Here is a 24,321-nt window from a genome sequence, read left to right as displayed (position 1 = left end):
GCCTAAGCGTATTAATAAATACCCATCTAATTAACAGTTATTCTTTAGCCACAATTATCTAACACGAGTTATTTAAATGCTCATGATTAAATAATAATGCTTCAATAATAACGTTCTGCTAACTATTAAGTAATTCTAAATTTATATGAGTCTATATAATGATTATATTCACAATTATCAAGCGTTTGGTGGTTTCTATCTCATTTGGATAACCTGCGTTTAGATAACTGGTGTTTGAATAGCTAGAATTTGAATAGCTAGCGTTTAAATTCAAGATATGCCTTAATATCAAACCACTTCGCCGCAAACAAAACCGCTGGCCCATGCCCATTGAAAGTTATAGCCACCAAGCCAACCGGTGACATCGAGCACTTCGCCGATAAAATATAGTCCGTCTTGATGTTTGCTTTGCATGGTCTTTGACGAGACTTCATCGGTTGTGATGCCGCCGCGCGTGACTTCAGCGGTTCGATAGCCTTCGGTGCCAGATGGTTTTAGCTGCCAGCCGTTCAGCGTTGTCCCAAGCTCTATCAGGCGCTCATCTTTAATATTGGCAAGCTCGGTATCTTTGATATCGTCCCACAAATGCGTTTGTAGCGCTGCCAGCAGTTTTTTCGGCAAAGCATTGTCGGTATTGTCTCCCAAAACCGTCCGGATAAGCTGGCGTGGGTGTGATTTTTTATGGGCAAGAAAAAGCGCCGTCATATCTATATCAGGCAGCAAATTGATGGTGATGGTTTCGCCAAGATGCCAATAATTGGACAGTTGTAGCATAGCCGGACCAGACAGACCGCGATGGGTAAAGAGCAGCGGCAGCTTAAAGGAGATGCGCTCATTACTAGCAATCACCGGCAGACTGATACCGGCAAGCGTACGAATCAGCTCACCGGTTTTATCGGTAAAGGTAAAAGGTACAAGGCTGGCATCGGTTGCTACCAGCGTATGTCCAAACTGCTGCGCAAGCTCGTAACCAAATCCGCTCGCGCCGAGTGTCGGAATCGATAAGCCGCCCGTCGCTACCACGACCGACTCGCAGCGATAGCTGGTTTGCGGCAGCTTGCTTTGATTGCCAGTATCTTTCCTCTCTTGTTTTTCTTTTTTACTCAGGCTTTTACTGGTAATTAATTCAAAGCGGGTTTTTTCATTATTCTCACAAGTTTTTACTTGTTCGATGTGGGTATTGAGTCTGACTTGCACACCCACGGCGGCGCATTCATCAAGAAGCATGGTTAAAATATCTTGCGCCGAATCATCACAAAATAGCTGCCCGTGCTCGCGCTCATGGTAAGGGATTTTATGCTGCTCAACCATGCCGATGAATTCCCAACTCGGATAACGGCTCAGCGCGGATTTACAAAAATGCGCATTGCTACCGATAAAATGCTCAGGCTCGACGAAGTAATTGGTAAAGTTGCAGCGCCCGCCACCTGACATGAGGATTTTTTTACCGGCTTTGTTGGCATGGTCGAGCACCAAGACGCGGCGACCACGGCGACCAGCGGTGAGCGCACAATATAACCCTGACGCACCAGCGCCGATGACGATGACATCATAGTGATTGTGTGATGGTGCATTGCGGGTATTTTCCATGACGATATGTTCCAAAAAGCGAGAGGTTATAAAGGTTAAAATAAAAGGTAGCTATAAAGGCAGTAATAAAAGTAGCTATAACATTAACAATAAAATTAGTAATAAAATAAATAGTAGGTTTTGAGGAAAAAAATAGCAGGTTATTGACTATAGCTTGCCGCTATTTTGAAGCCGATCTTTAAGGTAGCCATTGTCCATGTTTTCTTTCAGCTTACAAGGATTAAATAAGGCGATGAGAGATTCTCTATCCACCGAAAACTGCCAAAGATTCTAAATAGCCAGGTATGGAGAATATTATTGAATAATTAAGCAAAAGACGAAATAAGCGTGGCCTTATCAAGTATACAGCTGTGCAGCGGAATTGTTGTGATTCACGGTTGATGTCTTGCAACCCTCGCGCTTATTTGTCAAACTATCCTTAGGTGTCACATTATGGAAGATGACGCTTATCACCTGTAGCAACGATTGTTGTTTGGCGACTGGCGTTCGACGTCAGTCGCTTCATGAAAGCCGCTACAGGTCATAATAATTAGAAAAGGATGACTACGATGACTCAGAAATCATTTCCTCTCACGGCTGAATTTGTCGCCGCTGCCAATACCACCGCCGAACAATACACTAAAGAATACCAACAATCCATTGCGTCACCTGAGGCAAATGATGCCTTTTGGGCGAAGCGCGCCGAGCTGATTGATTGGATAAAAAAACCCACCAAAATTAGCAATGTTAATTATGACTTAGAAGATTTTCATATCAAATGGTATGAAGATGGTGAGCTTAATATCTCAGTCAACTGCCTTGACCGCCATGTTAAAAATAATCCCTATAAACCGGCGATTATTTGGGAAGGTGACCATCCGTCACTGCATAAAATCATCTCATTTAAAGAGCTGCATGAAGCGGTTTGTCGCCTAGGTAATGCCATGCGCAAACTTGGGGTGAAAAAGGGCGATCGCGTCACCTTATATATGCCTATGATACCAGAAGCAATGGTGGCAATGCTGGCGTGTACCCGTATTGGGGCGGTGCATTCGGTGGTGTTCGGCGGCTTTTCTGCTGAGAGTTTGGGCAACCGTATTATCGATAGCCAATCTAAATTGGTCATCACCGCTGACGAAGGTATCCGTGGTAATAAGCGCACGCCGCTCAAAGCCAGTGTCGACCGCGCTTTAGATATGGATGGCACCGATAGTGTGACCAACGTCATTGTCGTGCATCGTACGGGTAATTCTGTACCAATGAGTGGTCGCCGCGATGTTTGGTATCACAGTTTGGTCGATGGTGAGTCAAAGCATTGCGAACCTGAAGTGATGAATGCTGAAGATCCGCTGTTTTTGTTATATACCTCAGGCTCAACCGGCAAGCCCAAAGGCGTGTTGCATACCACCGGTGGTTATATCACTTATGCGCTTTCTACCTTCCGTGATGTGTTTGATATTAAAGAAGACGATGTCTACTGGTGTACGGCGGATGTCGGCTGGGTGACGGGTCATACCTATGCTACTTACGCGCCGCTTGCCAATGGTACGACGACCGTTATGTTTGAAGGCGTACCAGAATATCCAACGTGGGCGCGTATCGGTCATATTATTGATAAACACCAAGTCACAGTTTTGTACACGGCACCGACGGCGATTCGCGCCATGATGAAAGAAGGTGATACCTTTGTCCGTGAGTCGAATCGTTCAAGTTTGCGCTTGCTCGGCACCGTTGGTGAGCCGATTAATCCTGAAGCGTGGGATTGGTACTATCATGTCGTCGGCGGCGGTAAATGTCCGATTGTCGATACGTGGTGGCAGACGGAAACCGGCGGTATTTTACTGGCGCCGATACCGGGCACGGTAGATATGAAACCGGGCGCGGCGATGAATCCCTTGTACGGTATTGTACCCGTCGTCGTTGACGGTGATGGCGAGATACTCGAAGGCTCTGCCGAAGGCAACCTTGCAATTAGCGGCGGCTGGCCGGGGCAGATGCGTACCATTTATAATGATCATGAGCGCTTTTTAAAGACCTATTTTACAGAATATCCGGGCTACTACTTTACGGGTGATGGCGCGCAGCGAGACGAAGACGGGCATTATTGGATTACCGGACGGGTAGATGACGTGCTCAATGTCTCAGGACATCGATTGGGCACCGCAGAGATTGAGAGCGCGGTAGTTGCGCATCCGGCGACCGCTGAGGCGGCTATCGTTGGTATGCCGCACGACATTCGCGGTATGGGTATTTGCGCCTTTATTATCCTAAAATCGGGTGAAACTGCCACCGAATCCCTAAAATCAGAGCTGAATCGCCATGTACGTATGGAGATTGGTCCGATTGCCAATTTAGATGCTATCTATATGGTCAATGTGCTACCCAAGACGCGCTCTGGGAAAATCATGCGCCGTATTCTGCGTAATCTTGCAGCAGGGCAATATGTTGGACTGGGTGATTTATCGACCCTTGCTGATAGCGCCGTTATCAATGAGCTAGTTGATGTGGTGAAAGCTGAACGCGGAGACTGATAGTAGCTATTAGATAGGTATCTAATAGCTATCGATAAATAAAATAGTCAAAAGTGATTTTTTAGCGCCAATAGCCAATACTTAGGCTTATAAATAAGTTTTTATAAGTGTAAGTAAAACAATAAAGAGCCATGTTAGCAAAAATAGCATGGCTCTTTTACGTAGACGTTATTGATATTGACCGGCTGTAAAGGTTCAATATATTTAATATAGCTATGCTGTTTTAATCGCTTCAGCTTCTATGGTTTCTATAGTCAGTTTAAGATAAAAGAGCCACGTTCAAAACAATCTTCTGCTGGTATAAATTTTCTTCGCTTGCTGTGCGCTTCGCACTCCAGAGGCTTCGAAAAATCCATCCCAGCAGCACGGTGTTTTTTTACATTGAATCTACTATATTTTGCTCCCTACTTTATAAGGTTTACTGTCATTATGCCCGACACTTCTTTGCAGCTTGCTCAGACATCATCGCCGAAAATTGCCATTATTGGTGGCGGCTTAACGGGCTTATTTACCGCAACCTTATTAGAGCGAGCTTTTAGCCAAATGAATGACCAGCAAATGAATGACCAGCAAGTTAATGACAAAGCCTTAATACCAGAAATTACTATTTTCGAAAAATCGCGCAGCGTCGGTCGTTTAGCGACTCGTTATCGCACCGATAGCCATACTGGTAAAAACTGGCAATGGGCATTTGGTGCGCAGTTTTTTACCGCCAAGAGTGCAAGCTTTCAGCAGTTTATTAAGCCTTGGTTACAGACAGGTTTGCTACAGCCTTGGTGCGCGCAAGTAGTGAGCTTAACGCCAATAGATGCGAATAATCAGACAGCTGATATTCAAGCTAAAGAGCAATGGAGTAGGGTTCAGGCGCGCTATATCAGTACACCAAAAATGACCAGTTGGGGGCGAGCATTAGCCGATGAATTACAGCATACGACCATAACATTTAAAACCCGCGTGGCACCTTTGGTTCAACGTAACCAAGCACTGGATAATAAAGTCAGCAAAAAAACCAGTCAGAAAACCGAACTGTTTGATAAAGACGGCAACAGTCTTGGCAGTTTTGATTGGGTCATTTGTACCGCACCAAATGCTCAAGCTGTAGAGCTGATGGCAAATAGTGGTTTTTCTGAATTAGCAAAAATCACTGAGCCACAAATGCAAGCCTGCTATACCTTGATGCTTGGCTGGGATGATAAGCAGCCATTGCCTGAATTATTAAAGTATCAGGAAATGGTATGGGATGTGGCGTATGTGCAGGATTCTATACTTGATAGAATCTTTATCGAGCAACAAAAGCTTGCCCATGATGAGCTATTACCCAGTATTACTATTCATGCGCGCAATGATTGGTCAGAGCAGCACGTTGATGCCGATATCGATACGATAAAAGCGCAGTTATTAGCAGCCGCCAAGCAAGCTTTAGATTGGAATGCAGACAGTACACCGAGCCAAATTGACTGTCATCGCTGGCGTTATGCTGCGACCGTCAAGGTTTCTAATACAGACTCTAATAATACAGATGCTAACCCCACTCTCAACTTGAAATAAGCAAATCAAACTGAAGAGGCGGATTACCAAGTTTTTTGTTGAGTACAAAGCACAGATTGTGTGAAAGAATCTTACGAATCAATCGATGAGACAAATGCCATAAATCTCTTGCTCGTACCCTTTGTATATTAAATCGTTCTGATAGCTGACCAATGACTGTTTCAACGATACGGCGGGCTTTCATTAGCCGCCTTACCACAGGTTTGGGTCTATCCTCTTTCATGTTGGCTCTGAGTGGCGTTTGTAAATCCACGCCTTGAGCGTCGTAGTACGATGTCAGACTAGGGCTGATATACCCTTTATCAGCGCCAAGTAGCCCATGAATATGAGTGGTGATTTCTGGGGCAACCGCTCTTTCATCAACATTGGCAGGAGCAAAGGTAAAGCCTTTAATCATGCCCGATAAGTTAACAAGCAAATGGCCTTCAAAGCCATAGTACCTCTCTTGCTTAGCGGCACAGTAGCTAAAAGCTGCTAAGTCTTGATAATTCTTATGCCGATAAGCGCGTCCATAATGACAGACGGGTATCGGAAAGCCATCCATAAAATGAATGTTGTCACGGCCTTCAATTTGACTGACTTTATCTTGTATCTGCTGTTTGACTTGCCACAGATTAGCGCAATGCTTTGCGAAGTTAGGATATGAGCCGATGGCTGGAAACCAGGCTTGCCAATGCTGGGTAAAGTATTGCCAAATTTGTTTGTCTTGATCAAGGTGTAAAAATTCACCGACCATCTCCATGCAAATAACCTCAGGATCACTTAGCTTTGGCGCGTAACCTGCACTTCGCAAGGGTTTGGTGACGACTATTTTGTAATATTGCTCTACCATTAAATAGATATTGATGATAAATTCGTCTATGGGCATCTCACAACTCCATTGTATTCTTGGTCGAAAACAATAGATTAGTGAGGTGCTCTTCTTTTTTCAATTACTTTCGAAGTTGAGAGTGGGGTAGATGCTAATAAAGAAGCAGTAGGCATATTGGTTGATAACGAGCAGCAGTGGATTGTCAGCGGCGACTGGTGCGGGCAGGGCAATATCGAGAGCTGCTATCAGATGGCAACACAAACAGTGGCAAGGATGCTCATTAATTAGTGCGGATTAAGTCATCTGGGCGAACTAAATAAAAGGAGGTAGGACGCCATGTTTGGATTTGATATCGATATAGAGCTGATGCAATATCATTTTTTTTCAATTGGGTATAGCGTTTATTCTCTCCTTACCGATTGCCTTAAACCGTGAGATGAAAGACAACGGCGCAGGGCTTAGAACCTTTCCGCTCGTAACGATTGCTTCCTGTGCTTTTATGCTCGTAGGTATGGATATTTATGATTCAGCTGGGGAGGCGAGAATCATGTACGCCATTATCACCGGTATGGGCTTTATCGGCGGTGGGGCGATTTTTAAAAACGAAGAAGGCTCAAAAGGCACGGCGACGGCAGCCAGTCTTTGGAATACGGGCGCTATAGGTATCTCGGTCGCCTACGGTCGCTATGAGATTGCCATTATTTTATCTTTTGTGGGCTTTTTAATTTTGCAGTTCTCAGAGCCATTTAAATCCAAACATAAGCTTTAATGCTTGATAGTATTTAACAGTCAAGATAGTAATATTAGGCTATAGGAATAATAAGATTGATTAATACTAAAGCGCAGACAAAAAAAGAGCCCACGAAGGAGGTGTCGTGGGCTGAGGAAAACTTATCATGCGACCGAGTTACTTTTGCTATTAACGATTTTGATGTAAACGAGTCACAAATAAATTGAGCAAGATTTATTATTGTTAATATAAAGATGATGTCAGAATCCGATATTTCAAGAATTTCTTACATCTGCTTACAATTATCAGTGTACAACTGTATTTATTTGACCATAATAACCGAAAATGGCTGATTTACCTAGTTTGCTTACATGTCATTACGTTTTGAGGGCGTTATACCTGCCTATATTGTCAAGAAGTAGTAAAATAATAAGGCACTTATAAATCTCTATGGGGCTGTCCTAGATAAGTAAAATAATCTAGGATAGTCATATGAGAAAGAGTAGATTAAGTTGGTACAAACAAACTAAGCTTATCGAACTATTTGTTGCCGGTTCTACCGCAAGAACAGCAGCAAGCTTAGTGGGTGTTAATAAAACAACAGCCAGCTATTACTTTCACAGGCTAAGACTATTGATTTATGAAAATAGTCAGGAGCCAGGCCTTCTAGAAGGCGAAATAGAAGTTGATGAGAGCTACTTTGGCGGCAGACGCAAAGGCAAACGTGGTCGCGGTGCTGGTAACAAAGTTCCTGTTTTTGGACTGCTTAAGCGCAATGGTAGCGTCTATGCTTGTATCATCCCTAATGCCAGAGCTGATACCTTAATCCCTATTATAAGAGAGAAAGTAAAGCCTGATAGTATCGTTTACACAGACTCCTTTAGAAGTTACAACGCACTTGATGTCAGTGAGTTTACCCATTACCGCATTAACCATTCAAAAGAGTTTGTACAAGACAGTAATCATATTAACGGAATAGAGAACTTTTGGAGTCAAGCAAAGCGTCATATGCGTAAATATAATGGCATCCCAAAAGAGCATTTCCATCTGTTTTTAAAGGAATGTGAGTGGCGTTTTAACTACAGTGATCCGAAACGTCAATTACGTCAGCTAAAACAATGGGTTAAAAAGGAACTGAACTAGTTATCTAGGACAGCCCCATCTCTATTTATAAGCGTTTATTGGTCAAAATAAAGGGTAACGCACCAAAGCTAAAACCAACCTATAGAGATGGCATGACGCCATGCCGTAAAAGTGCTAAGCTAACCACATTCTTATCGTTCACTATCAACTGGGTTTGCCATGACCGAGAGTACACAGCTGCACACGCCAGAACAAAAACCGCTACCGGCGCAAAATGACAAAAGTATTTTTAATCTGCCCAATAATCTAACGATTGCGCGTATTTTAATGATTCCGCTATTTGTAGCGATTGCCTATTGGCCACCCGCCCTAGGTATTGGGATGCCCGCGATTTCAGATAACGTCATCGCTCGGGTCGGCATGAGTGAGTTTAGCGACAGTTTACTGCGCCATTTATTGCTGACCGGTGTCTTTATTATTGCGGCAATTACCGATTGGCTTGATGGTTATTTTGCTCGTAAGCTCAATGTCGTATCGGCCTTTGGGCGCTTTTTGGACCCTGTTGCCGATAAATTAATGGTCGCAGCTGCCTTGATTATTTTAGTGCAGTGGCATCCGAATATCATTATGGCGATTGCCGCTATTGTGATTATCTCGCGTGAGATCGCCGTATCGGCGCTACGTGAATGGATGGCTGAGCTCGGTAAAAGCACCAGCGTGGCAGTCTCTTATGTCGGTAAACTCAAAACCACTTTTCAGATGATAGCCATCACCGTTTTATTATTAAACTGGCAATCGCTTGAGATGATAGGTTATGTATTAATGGTTGCCGCGGTGATTTTAACCTTATGGTCGATGCTCATTTATCTAAAAGCTGCGTGGCCTTATTTAAAACAAAGTGGTTAATATAGATTAAAAATAAGCTTACTAAAAAACGCCAGTCGCATAATGTGACTGGCGTTTTTTTATGGGGATTTTGGACGTCCCATATTTTAGCGATAGTTTATAAAGAAACTGAAAAGGTTTCACCCATATCTTCAGCAGTTTTGCCATCTTGTACCGCTGCGGCTGCCATCTTAAACATATTCACCACAGTGCTGCCGCTAAGCCAGCATTCTGCACCATGAGGCACGACTTTAATCAATTGTACGTTTTCATCTTCTTTACCATGCTCAAAGAAAGCATTGTAAACCGGCGACCAAAGCTCATCTAATTTAGCTTTGTCTGTCGGCAATTCAGCGTTAGCACTAATAGAAACGAAGTTCTTTTCATCTTGGGTGGCATAAGTCAGACCGATTCTTGCATCATCTTGAATGTCTTTGACGACGTCTGAGGATTTATCGCCGATAAACCAAATTTCTTTCTTATCAAGATTGGCCTCATTGGTGGTCATCGGCCAAGCATGAATATCGCCTTTTTTATTGGTGGTACTCATCATGGCGAACTTCACGTCTTTAATAACGTCTTGAATTTTAGCGATATGCTCTTGGTTACTCATGGTGATTATCCTTTTTCATTATAGTGATTGATTTTACGTTAATGGATTATTGTTATTGATTAAATTTTTATCTTATTAGAGATTCAGTTTAAACGGTCAAGCTTTAGCTAAATAAGCAAATAGATAAGCGCTTAACTCGCCAGCAACTGCCATCTAGGATAACGATTACCCGTAGGAGATTTATATAGGCTGCCAGTAATGCGATGTGAGTGTTTGTAAGGACTATAAGCATTGGGTAAAAATTGTGACGCCAGACTTCATTCATTAAGGCTTTCTGTTGAGAAAAATTATTTATAAGATTTGCGGCTTAATAGGCATGACTGAAAAGGCTGCTAAAACCTAACTCAGAACAGTTATCTGCTAAGCGCTATTTTATAACGGTTTATAGCTTAGTAACTGACTTACTCACTGAGCTTTTCAGCAATTTATCTCGGTTTTGACCTGCTTATTACGGGGCTTCTTGTTATAATACGCAGACCATTTACTTTGCATGGCAGAGATGCCTTGATCTTACGGATTATGCCTTTATGATGACCATCGCCGGACAACCGTTTCTTACCGATTTTCAGACGCAGCAACTCATCAGTCAGTTTCAGCAAAAAACCGAGCTAAATGTCAGCCACATCAATACTCAGCAAGTTTATGTGCTATCACGCAAGCTTGAAGGTGATGAGCAGAAAAAAGCGCTGGACCTATTTGGGGTTAAGGCAGACACCCAACTTTCCGCTCCACAAAACAACCAATTACAAGTCATCGTAGGCCCGCGTTTTGGCACCATATCGCCGTGGGCGAGTAAAGCGACCGATATTTTTAATAACTGTGATATTGAGATTAACCGTGTTGAGCGCGTCATTGTTTATACGCTAACTATTGATGGAAAAGCAGACGGCGAAGTGGGTGCAACGCTACCTAAAGCCGCTGAGCAATTATTGTTTGACCGCATGACCCAGAGCTTGGTCTATGATTTAAATGACGTGAATAAATTGTTTGACGATGAAAAGCCGGCATCGCTCAATCATATCGATGTGATTGGACAAGGTCAGTCGGCGCTTGAAGCAGCCAATACAGAATTTGGCTTTGCGCTATCGAGCGAAGATATTGACTATTTGATGAATGCGTATGTCAATGAGCTAAAGCGTAATCCAACTGACGTTGAGCTCATGATGTTTGCCCAAGCAAACTCAGAGCATTGCCGTCATAAGATTTTCAATGCCGAATGGACCGTTGATGGCGCGGTACAGCCAAAGTCACTGTTCCAAATGATTAAGAATACTTATAAAGCCAATCCTCAAGGTATCTTATCTGCCTATAAAGACAATGCTGCAGTAATGGCAGGTTCTGAAGGTTTACGTTTTTACCCAGTCCCTACTGATGCAATGGATGCCAATTCAGCGCATCCTTACGATTTCCATCAAGAAGAAATCGACATCTTAATGAAGGTCGAAACCCACAACCATCCAACGGCGATTGCTCCTTATGCCGGTGCAGCAACGGGCGCGGGCGGTGAGATTCGTGATGAAGGCGCAACCGGTCGTGGCGGTAAACCAAAAGCCGGTTTAACGGGCTTTCATGTGTCACATCTTCATATCCCAGAGCTTGCGGAAAAATGGGAGCAGTCAGGTCAACTAAGTACGCAGGATTATGGTACGCCAGATCGTATGGCGACCAGTCTTGAAATTATGACCGAAGCGCCATTAGGCTCAGCCAATTTCTCAAATGAGTTTGGTCGTCCAAACTTATGCGGTTATTTCCGTAGCTTCCAATTGGACACCTCAGCGGCAAAAGATGGCAGCCAAATGCGCGGCTATCATAAGCCAATCATGCTGGCAGGTGGTTACGGCAATATCAAACGCAACCTGATTGAAAAAAATGCCATTCAGCAAGGTGACCTGCTTATCGTCCTTGGTGGCCCTGCGATGCAAATCGGTCTTGGTGGCGGTGCGGCTTCTTCGGTCGATAGTGGTTCACTCGATGAAGGCTTGGACTTTGCTTCTGTACAGCGTGATAACGCTGAGATGGAGCGTCGCTGCCAAGAAGTTATCGATCGCTGCTGGGCCTTAGCGGGTAACGATATCGACGCAAGCAATAACAGCAAAGATGGCAACCCAATCGTTTCGCTACATGATGTCGGTGCCGGTGGTCTATCAAATGCCATGCCAGAATTGGTCAATGACCATGAAATGGGCGCGGTGCTCAATCTACGGAAAATTCCATCGTTAGAAGCGGGCATGTCACCGATGGCTATCTGGTCAAACGAAGCGCAAGAGCGTTATGTATTGGCGATTCGCCCAGAGAGTAAAGATCAATTTGATGCCATCTGTGCGCGTGAGCGTTGTCCGTATGCCATCTTAGGCGAAGCCACTGAAGTACGTCAGCTTGTCGTTAATGATGAATTACTGCCTGAGCAGCCAGTCGATATGCCGATGCAAGTATTGCTTGGCGGTACGCCGCAGATGCAGCGCAGTTTTGAGCGTCAAAAGAACACATTACCAGCATTAGAGCTTAGCGACGTCAATCTAGCCGAATCAATCAAAGACGTGCTACGTCATCCAACCGTTGCTAGTAAATCATTTTTGATTAGCATTGGTGACCGCTCTATCACGGGTATGGTCGTGCGTGATCAGTATGTAGGTCGCTATCAAGTGCCAGTAGCAGATTGCGCCGTGACGGCTTCAGGCTTGATTGCGCTAGACGGTCAAGTGATGACAGGCGAGGCGATGAGTGTCGGTGAACGTACGCCTGTCGCGCTTATCAATCCAAAAGCCTCTGCACGATTGGCGGTTGGTGAGGCGATTACCAATATCGCAGGCGCGCGTATTACTCAGCTATCTGACATTACCATGTCGGCAAACTGGATGGCAGCATGTGGCGAAGACGTAGAAGATGCCGCATTATTTGACGCTGTCTATACGGTTGGTGAAGAACTATGTCCAGCATTGGGTATCGCTATCCCAGTTGGTAAAGACTCGCTATCGATGCGCGCCAACTGGACAGATAGCAACGAAGACGGCAGCACAAATAAATCAGTCGTTTCACCAATGAGCTTGGTGATTACTGCTTTTGCACCTGTCGTTGATGTGGCAAAAACTTTAACGCCTGAACTTATTAACGGTGACAGCGCGTTCTACCGTATTGACTTATCTAAAGGCAAGCTACGCCTAGGCGGTTCAATCCTTGCGCAAACGCTTAGCCAATTAGGTAACGACTGCCCAGATTTAGCGCAGCCAAGTGACTTGGTCGACTTCTTTAACTTTATCCAAGCGGGTAACGCGCAAGGCGTCATCAGTGCTTATCACGATATCGGTGATGGTGGTTTGCTTGCGACCATCGCAGAGATGCAATTCACCAGCCGCCAAGGTGTCAAGCTGTCATTGACTGATGATAACTTGCTCGGTCAGCTGTTCAGTGAAGAGCTAGGCGCGGTGATTCAAGTTTTACCAGAAAACGTTGCCGCTTTAATGCAATTAGCAGAAGAATTTAACGTCAGTGATATGCTGAGCCTCGTCGGTCAAAGCTCAGAAGAAGACAGCTTAATCATCCAAACACCAACGCTCATGGGTGACGACACCCTACGCTTTAAGCGTTCTGAGCTGCAACAAGAATGGAGTCAGGTCAGCTATCAAATCGCCCGTCGCCGTGACAACCCAGCTTGCGTGCAACAAGAGTATGACTTGATTGCCGATACTAACCATAAAGGTCTGATCGCTGCGCCAAACTTTGACCTCAATCAAAAGGTCGAAGAGCCATACTTAAACAGCCGTGACACTAAGCCAAGAGTTGCAATCCTGCGCGAGCAAGGCGTCAACGGTCAGACCGAAATGGCAGCAGGCTTTACCCAAGCTGGCTTTGAAGCGGTCGACGTCCACATGAGCGACTTGCTTGAAGGTCGCATCAATCTACGCGACTTCGACGGTTTAGTCGCTTGTGGTGGCTTTAGCTATGGTGATGTACTGGGCGCAGGCTCTGGCTGGGCAAACTCTATCTTGTTCCATGATGAGTTGCGCATGCAGTTCGTGCGCTTCTTTGCCCGTCCTGATACCTTCTCACTTGGTGTCTGTAACGGTTGTCAGATGATGGCGCAGTTAAAAGACCTTATCCCAGGCGCAGAAAACTTCCCACGCTTTATCGCCAATAAGTCAGCCCGCTTTGAAGCGCGTACGGTCAACGTCAAAGTTGAGCGTACCAAGTCTATCCTGTTCAAAGGTATGCAAGACAGTATCTTACCAATCGCTGTGGCGCATGGTGAAGGCTATGCCACGCTGGACAACACCGAGATCGACGGTATGGCAAAACACGGTCAGCTCGCCATGCGCTTTGTCGACAGCCAAGGTCATCCAACCGAGACCTATCCGCTCAATCCAAACGGTTCGCTCGGTGGTGTCACGGGTCTGTGTAGCACCGACGGTCGCGTCACCATCATGATGCCGCACCCTGAGCGTACGCTACGTGCCTACAATCATAGCTGGAAGCCAGAAGCGTGGGATGAGGATGGCGCGTGGATGCGTATGTTCCGTAACGCCCGAGCTTGGTTGCGTTAGGATATAGGTTAAGCTGTTTTAAAGTATTGTTTTAGACAGCTGTTTTTTAAAATGAGAAGGTGGGCGCAAAGCTCACCTTTTTTGTGTTTTCAGATTAAATATTGGATATATTTATAATATGGACTAATACTGCAATTTGGTTACTTAACTTGTGTTAAAAGCGCCTTCAAGCTATAATATTGATATGGACCGGGAGTTCCCAGTCGGTAAAAGGCTCTAGTGTAATGCTAGGGTCTTTTATTTTATGGAAAAACCTTTAGTCCAAACCCTTCATAGGCAGTTCCAGTGAACTCTCTGCCATATTTACAATAAAGTTTATGTTTAATAACTTCAAAGGCTCTATTGCCTTGGGTTGGTTTCAGAACATGATTTCCAATTGGACGAGCAATTAAATCTGCAAATTGTAGACCAGTAGAATTAACTTTTTTTGATGCCATGATTAACTCGAAAGGATAACACTTACGATGGTGGTTGTTACCTTGACAATAGTCTAAAAATTCACTTCTCACCTCATTATCTTCATTTAAACCACGTTGTTCGAAAATAATATGTGTTTTCTTATCCAGCTGGTTCTTCTCTTCTAAAAAATTATATAGTCGTTCTAAACCGAATTGAATACCAAGGTGGTATGGGTTTTGAGGGTTGGTATAACGCTTGCTTAACTTATCTTTGTGAATGACACAAGCTATAACAATAAATTTGGTTTTATCTATCAAAACAGTCAAATCATTGAGCAAAGACTGCTGTTGTACACGCGTTATATCTTTAAATTGCCCCGTATTCTTAAGGATATCTCTTTCATGAAGTATAACCATATCATGTCCAAAATACCTGAATTTTAGATTCTGAACATCCTTTACTACCGTGTTAGTATAATGTTTCTTGTGAAAGATACAGAAAGCTAGAACAAAAACAGGATATTGTGGATTATAGCCGGTCAGTCTTGGATCGCCACTTTCATCTACGTAAACTACGTAATCACTAAAATCCATTAACTTACCTAATTAATTATAAAATAAAATATTATAACTCATGTTGTGCTTAATGGCTTACACTTGGAGGCAGCAAAAGTAGGATGAGTGAGCAACAGCGTAATCAGTCATGAAGACTTAATCCTCATCTTCTGAAGGCTTTCTACCCACCCTCAGCTATCAACTCATGAATCTTAGAACTTTCTCTTAGCACACAAGCTTCATAAGCAGAGCGCGGCTCGGCTTTCTGCTCTGTCTCTTGTTTGGGTCTTTCTTCTATTACATGGGTTGGGTTGAGCTTGCGACACCCAACGATTTTGGGTCAATAATTTAAACAAATTATGTGTTGGGTCTCGTACCTCGACACCAACCTACAAATTTTTATCATCTACATTTGGAATCAACATCAATAGGTCTGTCTCTCCTACATCAATACCTATCTGAGCAAGTAAAGTAGTTACTTGCCCGCGATGATGAGTTTGATGATTAAAAAGATGTTGTAGCAACATAGGAAAAGACTTATTGAAGGTATCGTTATTAGTGTTTCGATAACTCAAATTCATTGAATAATCGCTTTCGTCTGATTCCTCAATGAATCGAATGATTATCTGATCTAGAGCTTGCCTATTTCTACTAAAACCGTGTTTATCATCATATAAAATCTGAGTAAGCTTAGTAGGTAATGGGAAATCTTTTAACGGCTCTAAAGCTTTAAATCCTGTTGGATAACTGGGATGTTGGTTTAAACGATTGAGCCAAATCAAATCGCCAACCATTAGATGATTTAGCGTACCCAGTATAGAACCAAAAAATGCCTTTTTGTTCTCCCATAAAACATTATCAGAAGTGGTCGAAATACTGTCACATATTTTTTTATTCATTAGCGCATTGTATGATGCCATGATTTCAAAGTTAGGTTTTATCATAGTATTTGCGCCATAGGCTTTTTTCAGGTTTCAGGCATTTTATATAGCGATAGTATTCCGAACTTTATGTCGCTAATACTAAAATTATTTTTTACCTTCTTTCTGAGCCTCAGCAATCAACTCATGAATCTTTGCACTTTCTTTTAGTACACAAGCCTCATACGCAGAGAGCGGCTCGGCTTCCTGCTCTTTTTCTTGTGCTTGTTTGGCTTTTTCTTCTAGATATTTCTGTAGCTCGTCTTGCTCATTTTGCTCATTGTATTGTGAGTTACTCATGGCTTATGTCTCCTAATATTTTTTATCGATTAATAAAAGTCATCACGACCAGCATACTTCTTATTGAGTGCCTTTAAAATAGCATAAGTTTCTAAATCCAGCTCGCCCGTTGGCTGCTGCGGACGGAAATGCAATTGAAAGGCATACACGACATTGCGACTGGCTTTATCCCATTCATCAGTGTTATTGATTTGATAACCGTAATCGCGAAACGCTTGCTTAATCTCGGGTATCGTTGCCGTTGCAAACGTGTCTTGATTCATAAAGTATTGCTTATCAAATTCATCATACCAAGCGCCAATGCCGTACTCTTTATAGAGTCGCTGCCAAGGGAATTTCGCCCCGGGGTCAATCTTACGCGAGGGTGCCATATCGGCATGGCCGATGATATTCTTTGCTGGGATATTATATCTTTTTGCCAAGCATTGCACCAGCTGCGCCACTTTTTTAATCTGTAACTCATCAAATTCTACATAGTGCTCATAAGGATGATAGTCGAGCGCGCCGTTTTTTAAGGCGTCTCGATATTCAGGCTTAATGCCTGCATTGACAATCTCGATACCGATAGAGGTATCGTTAAGTATCGTTCTACCGGCAAAACCGCCCGCGCCAGCATGCCACGCGCGTTCGCTTTCAGGCACTAAGTTATAAATTTTATTATCGTCACGATCTAAAATCAGATAGTGGGCGCTGACGTTACCGGTGGTCAAAAGCTTAATAGCGCGGGCATTATTGCTCACCGTATAATGCAGAATAATGGTTTTAATACGCTCGCTTTTACCAGTGGCTTGGTAAGTCTGGCTATCAATAACGAAGGGTTCAGTATTCGCTATTTGGGTGTTATTAGTCGTAGCGCAGCCAATTAAGGGCAGCGTTAAGGCACATGCTAATGCTAAAAAGATATTTTTTGCCATGAAATGCTCTGTATGAATAAGGGTAGGCGATGATGCTTACCTTTATTTGATATTGATAGTAGAGAGATAAAATTGAGATGTTTTTACAGCTTTTTAATCCTTGCGCATTTTCTTCGCCAAAACTGTTTTCCAACTGTCCTCCAAACACTCAATCGCAAGCCACGGCTCGATAACCTCAGCGTCAAACTTCTCTTTTGAATTGGCCAATTGCCATAACTTTTCCAGCGTCGCAAAAGGATAGGGACGTTCGATGAGATAAACCGGCAAATCAGCGCTAATCATACCGTCACGTACGACCTCAAAATACCAGCCAGCGATACCTTGCTTAGTCACCCAAGAGGCGATATTGGGCACTTTACTAAACTGCCCGATTTGGTCATTGATTTTGTAGCAGGGGCGGCGCGGTTGCACGATGCGTAATTGCACACTATCGCCACCATTCCCATCAATGATTTCATCTTGACCATACTGAAAAACGTCACCAATACAAACCGTGGCTTCCGTCATTTCTAGCAGACCAGTGACCGCTTCGGTCGTTAGGTTTTCACCTAATGTGCCAACGCGTACCTTTAGACCAAACTCAGCGTTAATCTTATCGTAAGTCGCCACCGCTAGTTGATGTACGGCTTTTAGCGGGCCGCCATGATGGCGTCGGTCGGCTTGTTCATCGGTGGTAAGCCCCATAAAATTGACCGCAACAGGAGCTTTGATGGGTGCTTTATCAATCGCGCTCATCTGTTCACGGGCGAATGGCATGGCTTTGCCAGCACGGACGCAGGTTAGATTGGCGATATGTAGCGGTAAAGGTTGATTGAAATCGGCGCTATTTTTTTGGCTAGAAGATGCTATTTGCTCTATGCTCATGGAATATCCTAATCGATAGGGATTTATTAGGCGAGTGGCTAACTCATTAATGATGTTAATGATGTTAATGCTGCATATTATCTTAGCTTAATCAGGCGGCTGATTATACGGTTACAGCATTTTAAAGTTTATCAGCAGCTTAAGATTTATGAGTGCTAATTTTTAAACAAAAAAAGACCAGAGTATTCATCTGGTCTTTTTGCTTGTGCTTTTTAAGTGTTGAACAATTATCGCAATCGATAATCTTATTTGTTTTTATTGCGGCGACCAACGGTTTTCTTTTCACGTGGCACAGCGACCAGTTCAGCCAATTGCTCAGGCGATGACCATAGGCCTTCTAAGTCATAGAAATCACGGGCTTGTGGCGTCATCATATGCACGACAACAGCGCCCAAATCGATCAAGGTCCAGTCAGAATCAATACCGCCTTCACGGCCAAGTGGCATAAAACCCGCTTGCTTGGCTTCAGCGCCGACACTGTCAGCCATGGCGCGTACATGGCGCTTAGAGGTACCGTCAGCGATGACGATACGCTCCATCACGTCAGTCAAACTTTCTACATTCATTACGGTGATGTTTTTTGCTTTCATATCGTCTAGAGCGCTTTGGACAAGGGTTAAGCACTCTTGTAAGCGTTCGTCAGTCATGGTGTTAGTCATAAATTGTAATCTCTTGAATCGTCAATATTAAAAATAAAATGGTAAATCGTCACAATGCCTTCTCTAACGTGCCCCTTAACATATAGGTAGATAGGCAGACGTTTTTTGAGACAAAATGGACAAAGTGGGCAAAATTAAAAGTATAAGGCGATTTTAACGGAATTGGGCAGCAGAATATAGCTGATGGGTAATAATATATTGATAAACAGCAGGATTTAGCCATTTAGCGAATGAATTGGGTGCAGTATCGCTAATGATAGCATTTATTGGCTGTAAAGATGCGATTTGCGTTTCGGCAGCGTGTTTTATATTTAGCGATTGAGATGCTTGCGGCAGTGGTTGGTAAAGTTGTTGCTGCAATTGCCGCCTTACTTGCGTGCTCGATATCGCTGCCACAGGGCGCGGGTCTATATAAATGCGACCTTGGTAAGTATTTTTCAACACACTGCTATCCGTTAAAGGTTGAATATTATGTATTAATAACTCAGTGATTGAATCGACGGTTAAAGGTTGCAGCGGCATAGGAAGTTGCGATTTTAATGGAGTTTGCCAATCAGTCTCAAGGAGTTTTTTATTAAAATCGGGGTTTTCCTCACGATTAAACACCCATAGATTGACATAATCAGTCAGCGCTAAACCATTTTTCCATTTATCCAAACTGCGCGCGCTGTCCATCCCCATGATAAATATCAAACTGTCATTAGGGTAGCGGGCGCGTAAGGTCTGTACGCTATCGATGGTATAAACGGGCGGCGCTTGCCAGAGCTCAAGCTCGTTAATTTGTAGCGGCGACTCTTGCGTTGCCAGCTTTAACATCGCCAATCGGTGCTCAGGATTGGTGCTGTCTTCTTTAAAGGGTGAGCGCGCATTGGGCAGTAATGACACCTGTAGCTCGCGCTGTTGCTGCTCAGCTAGCGGCAGTAAACTTTGATAAACGTACATCGCCAGTTGTAGATGACCATTATGTACAGGATCAAATGAGCCACCCAAATAGGCGCGAATGGCTGGGGCAGTATTGGTTATAGGGAGATGCTTAACAGTATTTGGCATAAATAAGTGAGTGAAAAAGTAAGTAAGAAGGTAATTAAGGTTAATTTATTGTAGATGGACTATAGCATGTGGCTATTCACTTATCGCACTTATCGATTTTATTATGCCTAACTATAGCGTTTAACAGCCATAAAAAAACCGACCATCATAATGACAGTCGGTTAAATATAGAGTGATTACTGATTACTGATAAGTTTTAATGCAATTAAATCGCATCGCTATGCGCTTGGATCGCAGTCAGGGCGATGGTATAAATAATATCATCGACTAATGCCCCACGCGATAAGTCATTAACGGGCTTATTTAAGCCTTGCAACATCGGTCCGACACTGACCACATTGGCACTACGTTGTACCGCTTTATACGTGGTGTTACCGGTATTTAGGTCTGGGAAGATAAAGACGTTTGCTTGTCCAGCAACCGGTGAGTCAGGCGCTTTTTGCTTACCAACGCTCATGACAGAGGCAGCATCATACTGCAGTGGTCCATCGACAGCGAGGTGCGGCGCACGCTGGCGGACGATTTCAGTCGCACGGATGACTTTTTCGACATCAGCGCCGGTACCTGAAGAACCCGTTGAGTAACTAATCATGGCAACTTTTGGATTGATACCAAAGGCGGCAGCAGACTGCGCCGATTGAATAGCAATTTCGGCCAACTCTTCGGCATTCGGGTCAGGATTGATGGCACAGTCACCATAAACGACCACTTGCTCAGGTAACAGCATAAAAAATACTGACGACACGAGTGAGTATTCCGGTGCCGTTTTAATCAACTGGAACGCTGGGCGCACGGTATTTGCCGTGGTATGTATCGCCCCAGAAACCAAGCCATCAACTTCATCCATCTGTAGCATGGTCGTACCCAAATAGACCGTATCTTTTAGGTATTCAGCAGCGACTTCAGCATTGGTTTTGCCCTTACGGCGCTCGACCACGGCAGCGATATATTTATCCATATCAAGGCTGTCAGGATCGATAATCTCAAGCCCTTCTGGCAAAACTAAGTCGCGGTTTTTAGCGACCTGTTCGACGTCGCTACGTTTCGCAAGCAATACACAATTGGCAATACCGCGGCTTTGGCAAATACAAGCAGCTTCTACCGTACGTGGTTCCGAGCCTTCTGGTAGCACGATGCGTTTTTTAGCGTTTTGCGCTTTTTTAACCACTTGATGGCGGAATGCTGATGGTGACAGGCGCGGCTCATGGTTTTGGCTAAAGTAGGCTTTAATCCAGCTCAAGTCCAAATGCGCGGCGACATAACGCGCCACTTCTTCAGCGCGCTCCGTATCATCGCTTGGAATCTCAGCGCTCATGTGTAATAGACTTTGTACCGTCTCAAAGCTGTCATCTTCGACACTCATCACAGGGATACCAGTTTTGAGCGCTGATTGCCATAGCTCAGCGACCGTTGGGCTTGGTACTACGCCACCGGTTAATACCAAGCCTGCCAATGGAATGCCGTTGATGCAGGCAAGTCCTGCTGCCAATAACACATCATCACGGTCACCGGGCACGACGATAAGCGTGCCACGTTTAAATACTTCATCGACACGCGCAACCGAGCGCGCGGTCAAGCTAATACGGTTGATACGACGTGATTTTGCTTCACCAACATTGAGCCACGTGGCGTCGAGCTCAGCGGCGATATCCCATGTCCGCGGTACAGATAATGAATCGCTAAATGGTACGACTCCTATTAAACGGAATTCTTCGGTATTAAAGTGTGGTGATAGGCGTTGGACTTCTTGCATAAAGCCTTCATCCAAGCTTACAACCGCTTCACCCGGTGCGACTATTTGATTTTCCATGGTGCTTTGTACGTTTGGCAAATCATGCATACGCATCAAGATGCAGCCAAGCGTACGGTCGCTTGCCATACCGCCAAATTCGCGGGCATGGACATCGAGCTTATCGGCCAAATAGGCGGGCTTACTGGTATCAGCGGTGCTGACAAAAATAATCTTGGCATCGAGCGCATGGGCAATCGCACGGTTGATTTGGGCGGCATAAGAGGTTTCAGTGGTCGAGACCAGTCCTTCACAAATGACCACATCATAGTCATCGCCAAGGGTATGGTAGTTGACGACCACTTCTTCCATCAAGTCATCAAGATTGTCGTCACCTATCATGCGCTCAACCCGTTGACGGCTGATAGATGCTGGCGGCTTAAGCCCAAAAGCGTGCATGGCCAAAGCGCTTGAGCTGTCCAAGCTGTTTTGCTTATCGAGGGTGTCATCTTGCAAAAACGGCTTCATAAAGCCCGCTTTAATGCCGTTATAATCAAAAGCACGAATCAAGCCTAACGCCGCTGACGTCACGCCGATACCGCGGCTGATGGGCACAAGTAAAATAGTTTGCATAATATATCCTACTGTTTATTATATTTTTAACGAGGTGGTACTACTCTTTATACGTTGCTATCAATCTTATTGTAAACCCAAGGCTTGACGGGTTTCTTGAGCGATACGGCATTCTTCATCGGTCGGTACTACCCACAGCTCAATGCTGCTATCGTCGGCTTGGAAACTGCCTTCGCGACCACCGACCAAGCTGGCGTTTTTATCGGCATCTACTTTGATACCAAAATGCGGCATCATCTCTAAGATACGCGTCCGCGTGGTGACCGAGTTTTCGCCAATACCACCGGTAAAGACAATACCCGTAAAGTTAGGTAGGGCACAGCTTAAGCTAGCAAGGTATTTGGCGACGCGATAGCAGAACATCTCAATAGCAAGCTTGGCGTCTTGATGACCTTCGTTGGCCGCTTGCTCAATAGTACGCAAGTCATTTGATAAGCCTGAGATACCGAGCAGACCACTTTCGTTATTAAGTACCTTATCAATTTCTTCTAAGCTCATACCGAGTTGGCGTTTAAGATGGATATGTAAGCTTGGATCCACATCACCGCTGCGCGTGCCCATCATTAGCCCTTCAAGCGGGGTCAGACCCATACTGGTATCGAGACTTTTGCCATCGTAAACAGCCGTTGCCGAGCAACCATTGCCTAAATGCGCCGTTAACCAACCGTGCGGGCCTTGTGCGCTAGTAATTTCGCTGGCGCGCTCTGATACATAGGCGTGCGAGGTACCATGGAAGCCATAACGGCGGATTTTATGTTCGTCATAAAAGGCTTTTGGTAGCGGATAACGGAAGGCCACCGGCGGCATGGTTTGGTGGAAAGCGGTATCAAAGACCACCACTTGTGGAATTTCAGGATAAATGGCCTGTACCGCTTCGATACCCAAAGCATTAGCAGGGTTATGTAAGGGTGCCAACACTTTTAAGCGCTTCACTTCTTCTAGCACATGCTGATTGACCCGCACCGCTTCTGAATATTCACGGCCGCCATGTACCACGCGATGACCGACCGCGATAAAGTGATACTGCTCTAAGAGCTCAAGGATTCTTTTTAGGGCAAGTTCGTGGCGACCACCAGCAATGGCGATTTCTAGTTTTTCACCATTTAACGTCGTGTGTTTGATACGGGCGGTGTCGAGGCCTAAGTTTTCGGCCAAACCTGTGATACGAGTAGAATTGTCTTCGCTGATGAGCGCGTATTTGATAGAAGAGGAACCGCAGTTGAGGACTAAGGTGGGGTTGGTCAGGTTTGATGTTTCAGTGTTTTTGTCATCAAAAGTCGTGGTTAGGCTGGCACTCATACTCTATCCTTAGATTATATTTTGTAAGTGGTGAATCGTCATCGATTATCACCGGTTGTATAAACAAAAACCAGCCATATCCTTGCTGGCGTACGCCGAACAGCTGACATACGTAAACAATGACATCGCTGATTTTTATTGTTCTTGGGCTGGGACTGCTTTAAAGGACGTTAAAGGTTTGCATCTATCTGTTTTTAAAAGCCAGTTTTTAGAAATCTGGTCTCGCAAACCTTAAGTTTTCGTACTTTTAAAGGTTAATAGGTCGCATGCTAGCGCCTCGTCACAGCCACAAGGGTTAAGTATAATGTACCATATTTTTACGTATATACCACGATAACTATAAGGCTTTAATCAGCAATCTCATAAGTGCTTAATACAAGTGCACACCGAAGGTCGCGAGTGTTTATCAGCTATAATGAGATAAAAATACACTCTATAAAAATTGTAAGTAAATTTTTCTGGGTTAATAGATTGATGCTTTATTAATGCTGTAAGACCTATCTATCAAAGCCATACATTCATACGTTCAGTCATTTATTTGAAGAAATTTGTGGCTCAAACAGAGGTGGTAGGCGCACAGCTTTAACATCTTAGCGCAGAATTCTCCCACCTCTAAGGTGGTGAGATGAATGCGTTGTTGGTGATAATAACCTCTACCTGTAGTATAATTAATAATAAATATAACACCAACT

Annotated in this window: 18 protein-coding genes; 6 read left to right on the top strand and 12 right to left on the bottom strand. The window is 44.2% G+C overall.

What is annotated here, in order from left to right; translation table 11 throughout:
- Positions 1-288: 288 nt before the first annotated feature.
- Positions 289-1,590 (bottom strand): BaiN/RdsA family NAD(P)/FAD-dependent oxidoreductase, encoded by a 1,302-nt coding sequence (locus tag QJS82_RS11085; RefSeq protein WP_281490518.1) that lies wholly within the window; start codon positions 1,588-1,590, stop codon positions 289-291.
- 548 nt (positions 1,591-2,138) lie between these two features.
- On the opposite strand from QJS82_RS11085, the gene acs reads away from it, so the two are divergent.
- Entirely contained in the window at positions 2,139-4,100 is a 1,962-nt protein-coding gene (acs, locus tag QJS82_RS11080; RefSeq protein ID WP_201564545.1) for an acetate--CoA ligase, read from the top strand.
- Between the two features lie 429 nt (positions 4,101-4,529).
- On the top strand, positions 4,530-5,648 hold the full coding sequence (locus tag QJS82_RS11075) for an NAD(P)/FAD-dependent oxidoreductase (RefSeq protein WP_281490517.1): 1,119 nt from the start codon (positions 4,530-4,532) through the stop codon (positions 5,646-5,648).
- Here the strand turns inward: QJS82_RS11075 and QJS82_RS11070 are convergent.
- Positions 5,635-6,516 carry an IS982 family transposase gene (locus QJS82_RS11070; RefSeq protein WP_281490017.1) on the bottom strand — a complete coding sequence of 294 codons (882 nt, stop codon included), beginning with the start codon at positions 6,514-6,516 and terminating at the stop codon, positions 5,635-5,637. The genes QJS82_RS11075 and QJS82_RS11070 overlap by 14 nt on opposite strands.
- Positions 6,517-6,847: 331 nt before the next feature.
- Here QJS82_RS11070 and QJS82_RS11065 point away from each other — a divergent pair, with 331 nt between their 5' ends.
- From QJS82_RS11065 to pgsA, 3 genes are all read left to right on the top strand, one after another.
- Entirely contained in the window at positions 6,848-7,228 is a 381-nt protein-coding gene (locus QJS82_RS11065; protein ID WP_281490516.1) for an MgtC/SapB family protein, read from the top strand.
- Positions 7,229-7,681: 453 nt separating this feature from the next.
- Positions 7,682-8,332 (top strand): IS1595 family transposase, encoded by a 651-nt coding sequence (locus QJS82_RS11060; RefSeq protein ID WP_068325289.1) that lies wholly within the window; start codon positions 7,682-7,684, stop codon positions 8,330-8,332.
- Between the two features lie 267 nt (positions 8,333-8,599).
- A complete protein-coding gene (pgsA, locus tag QJS82_RS11055; protein WP_233449093.1) occupies positions 8,600-9,178 on the top strand; it encodes a CDP-diacylglycerol--glycerol-3-phosphate 3-phosphatidyltransferase in 579 nt (192 codons plus the stop codon).
- Between the two features lie 97 nt (positions 9,179-9,275).
- On the opposite strand, the gene QJS82_RS11050 is transcribed toward pgsA, so the two are convergent.
- Entirely contained in the window at positions 9,276-9,770 is a 495-nt protein-coding gene (locus tag QJS82_RS11050; RefSeq protein ID WP_281490515.1) for a pyridoxamine 5'-phosphate oxidase family protein, read from the bottom strand.
- A 527-nt stretch (positions 9,771-10,297) separates the two neighbouring features.
- Here QJS82_RS11050 and purL point away from each other — a divergent pair.
- Complete coding sequence (purL, locus tag QJS82_RS11045) at positions 10,298-14,308, top strand: phosphoribosylformylglycinamidine synthase (protein ID WP_281490514.1); 4,011 nt, start codon at positions 10,298-10,300, stop codon at positions 14,306-14,308.
- 242 nt (positions 14,309-14,550) lie between these two features.
- On the opposite strand, the gene QJS82_RS11040 is transcribed toward purL, so the two are convergent.
- The 9 genes from QJS82_RS11040 to QJS82_RS11000 all read right to left on the bottom strand — a co-directional run bounded on the left by QJS82_RS11040 (position 14,551) and on the right by QJS82_RS11000 (position 23,629).
- Positions 14,551-15,300 carry a DUF3800 domain-containing protein gene (locus tag QJS82_RS11040; RefSeq protein WP_281490513.1) on the bottom strand — a complete coding sequence of 250 codons (750 nt, stop codon included), beginning with the start codon at positions 15,298-15,300 and terminating at the stop codon, positions 14,551-14,553.
- Positions 15,301-15,650: 350 nt separating this feature from the next.
- On the bottom strand, positions 15,651-16,205 hold the full coding sequence (locus QJS82_RS11035) for a DinB family protein (protein WP_281490512.1): 555 nt from the start codon (positions 16,203-16,205) through the stop codon (positions 15,651-15,653).
- A gap of 84 nt (positions 16,206-16,289) precedes the next feature.
- Entirely contained in the window at positions 16,290-16,481 is a 192-nt protein-coding gene (locus QJS82_RS11030) for a hypothetical protein (RefSeq protein WP_281490511.1), read from the bottom strand.
- 29 nt (positions 16,482-16,510) lie between these two features.
- Entirely contained in the window at positions 16,511-17,395 is an 885-nt protein-coding gene (locus tag QJS82_RS11025; protein WP_281490510.1) for an N-acetylmuramoyl-L-alanine amidase, read from the bottom strand.
- Between the two features lie 93 nt (positions 17,396-17,488).
- Positions 17,489-18,259, bottom strand: coding sequence for an MOSC domain-containing protein (locus QJS82_RS11020; protein ID WP_281490509.1), 771 nt, complete (start codon positions 18,257-18,259; stop codon positions 17,489-17,491).
- Positions 18,260-18,504: 245 nt separating this feature from the next.
- Positions 18,505-18,918: a ribosome silencing factor gene (rsfS, locus tag QJS82_RS11015; RefSeq protein WP_281490508.1), complete on the bottom strand. Its 414-nt coding sequence runs from the start codon at positions 18,916-18,918 to the stop codon at positions 18,505-18,507.
- Between the two features lie 153 nt (positions 18,919-19,071).
- Positions 19,072-19,968, bottom strand: a complete 897-nt coding sequence (locus QJS82_RS11010) for a nicotinate-nicotinamide nucleotide adenylyltransferase (protein WP_281490507.1) — start codon at positions 19,966-19,968, stop codon at positions 19,072-19,074.
- Between the two features lie 205 nt (positions 19,969-20,173).
- Positions 20,174-22,330 carry a phosphate acetyltransferase gene (pta, locus tag QJS82_RS11005; RefSeq protein WP_201619032.1) on the bottom strand — a complete coding sequence of 719 codons (2,157 nt, stop codon included), beginning with the start codon at positions 22,328-22,330 and terminating at the stop codon, positions 20,174-20,176.
- Positions 22,331-22,396: 66 nt separating this feature from the next.
- A complete protein-coding gene (locus QJS82_RS11000; RefSeq protein WP_201564576.1) occupies positions 22,397-23,629 on the bottom strand; it encodes an acetate/propionate family kinase in 1,233 nt (410 codons plus the stop codon).
- Positions 23,630-24,321: the final 692 nt, after the last annotated feature.

The organism is Psychrobacter maritimus (assembly GCF_029953575.1).
Taxonomy (GTDB): domain Bacteria; phylum Pseudomonadota; class Gammaproteobacteria; order Pseudomonadales; family Moraxellaceae; genus Psychrobacter; species Psychrobacter maritimus.
This window is presented reverse-complemented; position numbering and strand designations above follow the sequence as displayed.

Bases quoted from the DNA above. Each gene is read 5' to 3' on its own strand.
- QJS82_RS11085 (WP_281490518.1), bottom strand. From the start codon at position 1,590: ATGGAAAATACCCGCAATGCACCATCACACAATCACTATGATGTCATC.
- QJS82_RS11010 (WP_281490507.1), bottom strand. From the start codon at position 19,968: ATGCCAAATACTGTTAAGCATCTCCCTATAACCAATACTGCCCCAGCC.
- purL (WP_281490514.1), top strand. From the start codon at position 10,298: ATGATGACCATCGCCGGACAACCGTTTCTTACCGATTTTCAGACGCAG.
- pta (WP_201619032.1), bottom strand. From the start codon at position 22,330: ATGCAAACTATTTTACTTGTGCCCATCAGCCGCGGTATCGGCGTGACG.
- rsfS (WP_281490508.1), bottom strand. From the start codon at position 18,918: ATGACTAACACCATGACTGACGAACGCTTACAAGAGTGCTTAACCCTT.
- QJS82_RS11050 (WP_281490515.1), bottom strand. From the start codon at position 9,770: ATGAGTAACCAAGAGCATATCGCTAAAATTCAAGACGTTATTAAAGAC.
- QJS82_RS11035 (WP_281490512.1), bottom strand. From the start codon at position 16,205: ATGATAAAACCTAACTTTGAAATCATGGCATCATACAATGCGCTAATG.
- QJS82_RS11000 (WP_201564576.1), bottom strand. From the start codon at position 23,629: ATGAGTGCCAGCCTAACCACGACTTTTGATGACAAAAACACTGAAACA.
- QJS82_RS11070 (WP_281490017.1), bottom strand. From the start codon at position 6,516: ATGCCCATAGACGAATTTATCATCAATATCTATTTAATGGTAGAGCAA.
- pgsA (WP_233449093.1), top strand. From the start codon at position 8,600: ATGATTCCGCTATTTGTAGCGATTGCCTATTGGCCACCCGCCCTAGGT.
- acs (WP_201564545.1), top strand. From the start codon at position 2,139: ATGACTCAGAAATCATTTCCTCTCACGGCTGAATTTGTCGCCGCTGCC.
- QJS82_RS11040 (WP_281490513.1), bottom strand. From the start codon at position 15,300: ATGGATTTTAGTGATTACGTAGTTTACGTAGATGAAAGTGGCGATCCA.
- QJS82_RS11030 (WP_281490511.1), bottom strand. From the start codon at position 16,481: ATGAGTAACTCACAATACAATGAGCAAAATGAGCAAGACGAGCTACAG.
- QJS82_RS11025 (WP_281490510.1), bottom strand. From the start codon at position 17,395: ATGGCAAAAAATATCTTTTTAGCATTAGCATGTGCCTTAACGCTGCCC.
- QJS82_RS11075 (WP_281490517.1), top strand. From the start codon at position 4,530: ATGCCCGACACTTCTTTGCAGCTTGCTCAGACATCATCGCCGAAAATT.
- QJS82_RS11060 (WP_068325289.1), top strand. From the start codon at position 7,682: ATGAGAAAGAGTAGATTAAGTTGGTACAAACAAACTAAGCTTATCGAA.
- QJS82_RS11020 (WP_281490509.1), bottom strand. From the start codon at position 18,259: ATGAGCATAGAGCAAATAGCATCTTCTAGCCAAAAAAATAGCGCCGAT.